Genomic DNA, 2,242 nt, shown 5'->3' on the forward strand with positions numbered 1-2,242 from the left:
GGTCCTGCCGGCCGGCGCGCACACCCTCGCCGGCACCGTCCGCGCCCCGGTCGACACCCCGTTCGAGACCCCGCAGGTGGCCGTGTCCGCGTTCCTCACCACCGACACCGGCGCCGCCTGGCGGGTGCCACTGGCGGACGGCGGCGCGGCGGTCGGCTTCACCTACCAGCTGCAGATCGCCGGGCTCCGGCTCACCGACGCCGGCGGCGCGCCACTGCCGCTGCCGGTCGACGGCAGCTGGCGGATCACCACGGCCCAGGGGCCGGGAGGCCCGGCCCGGGTCGCCGGGACCGGACTCGACGTCATCCACCGCATCGACCTGCCGGACGGCGCCCTGCAGTTCGCGCGCCAACCCTCGTCCCGGTTCGCCGTGGTGCCCGCCGCGGACGACCCGCCCGTGCCCGCCCTGGTCACCCCCGGCGCCGCCGCCGCGCTGAACGTCCGCACCGGCGACACCGTGGACCTGCCGCTGTCCGGCGTGTCACTGCCCGTGAAGGTGGTCGGCCAGGTGGCCGCCGTACCCGGCACCGCCGCCGACGGGGTGCTGCTGGACCTGCCCGCCGCCACCAACCTGCTGCTACGCCAGCAGGGCACGATCCGCCCGGTGGCCGAGTGGTGGCTGGGCGCCGACGCGGGCGGCCACGCCGCCGCGGCCGAGCACCTGGCCGGGTTCGCCGGCACCACGCTGCTCGACCGGCGGCAGGTGGCGGCGGAGGCGGCCCGCGACCCGTACTGGCGGGGGGCCCGCACCGGGCTGCTCGCCGCCGCGCTCGGCTCGGTGCTGCTCGCCCTCGTCGGCCTCGCCGTGGACGTCTGGGCCACCACCCGGCACCGGCTCGCGGAGTTCGCCGTGCTGCACACGCTCGGTGCGAACGCCCGGCTGCTGGCCCGCGCTCTCCTCGCCGAGCAGGCGTTCCTGGCCGGCATCGGCGTCGGCGTCGGACTGCTGGTGGGGGCCGGCGTCGCGGCCACCATGGTGCCGCTGGTGATCCTCACCCCGGCCGCCGGCCGGCCGGTGCCCGAGGCGGTGTTCACCGTGCCGTGGTCGCCGGTCGGCCTGACCGCCGCCGGGCTGCTGCTGGCCGCGCTGGCCTTCGCCGCCCTCATCACCACCGGCATCCGCCGTCGGGTGTCCGCCGCACAGCTCCGGATCGGGGGAGAACGATGAGTCCGTCAGGTGCGCCGCGGCGGGTCCGGGCGTACGGGGGGCACTTCCTGCTGCTCGCCGTCCTGACCCTGGTCACCGCGCTGCTGATCACCGCGGTGCCCCGGGTCGCCGACCGGCTCACCGGGCAGGGGCTGCGGGAGCACGTGGCCGCCCAGCCGGTGGCCCGGCGCGACCTGACGTACACCACCGAGCAGGAGGTGCTGCCCCGGACCGCCTCCCGGATCGCCGCCACCCGCGCCGCCGAGCTGGCCACCGTCGAGGCGCGGATGCCTCCGGCCGTGCGGCAGACCATCGGCGAGCGGTGGTACGCGGCGCAGACCGGGTTCTCCCGGTTGACCGGGAAGACCCTGAGCGCCGACAAGGGCCTGATCGACCTCAGCCTGCGCACCATGACCGGGCTGCCCGAGGCGGCCACCCTGGCCGACGGGCGCTGGCCGGCCGGTGGCCGTGACGCCGGCGACGCCATCGAGGTGGCCCTCGCCGACACCGTGGCCGGCCCGCTCGGGATCCGCGCCGGCAACACCTTCGCCCTGTCCATCCTCGATCAGGACGGCAACCCGGTACGGCGCCGCACGCTGACCCTGGTCGGCGTTTTCCGGCCCACCGACCCGCACGCCGGGATCTGGGACGCGCTGCCGTCGATGCTGCGGATCGCCGCGCCCACGAGCGACGGGCAGCCCTTCCTGACCGTCGGCTACACCTCCGAGGCCGGGTTCGACGGGGCCGCGACCTCGGGCTGGCCGGTCAGCTTCGCCTGGCGCTACCGGGTGTCTCCCGACCGGGTCGCCCCCGCGCAGCTCACCGCCCTGGTAGACGGGCTCGCCGCGCTGGAGCGGACCCGCCCCGCCGGGCTCACCCTGACCCAGGGCGTCGACATCCCCCTGCGCCAGTTCGCCCAGTCGCTCGCCGCCGCCCGTACGCTGCTCGCCGTCATCGCGGCCGGGCTGCTCGCCACGCTGGCCGGCCTGATCCTGCTCGCCGCCCGCCTCGCCGCGCGCCGCCGCCAGGGCGAGTACGCGCTGCTGCGCGCCCGGGGCGGGGCGACCGCCGCGGTGCTGGGCCGCGGCCTCGCCG

General features: G+C 77.7%; 1 protein-coding gene and 1 pseudogene. Both read left to right on the forward strand.

The features are described 5' to 3' along the window. The coding region (locus B0E53_RS35700) for an ABC transporter permease (protein WP_146167947.1) at nucleotides 1–1,168 on the forward strand (1,168 nt) is incomplete at its 5' end. Continuing rightward, nucleotides 1,165–2,242: pseudogene (locus tag B0E53_RS35705) on the forward strand (hypothetical protein); the annotation flags it as partial. The gene B0E53_RS35700 and the pseudogene B0E53_RS35705, both read left to right, overlap by 4 nt.

It is taken from the genome of Micromonospora sp. MH33, from assembly GCF_003013775.1.
Taxonomy (GTDB): domain Bacteria; phylum Actinomycetota; class Actinomycetes; order Mycobacteriales; family Micromonosporaceae; genus Micromonospora; species Micromonospora fulviviridis.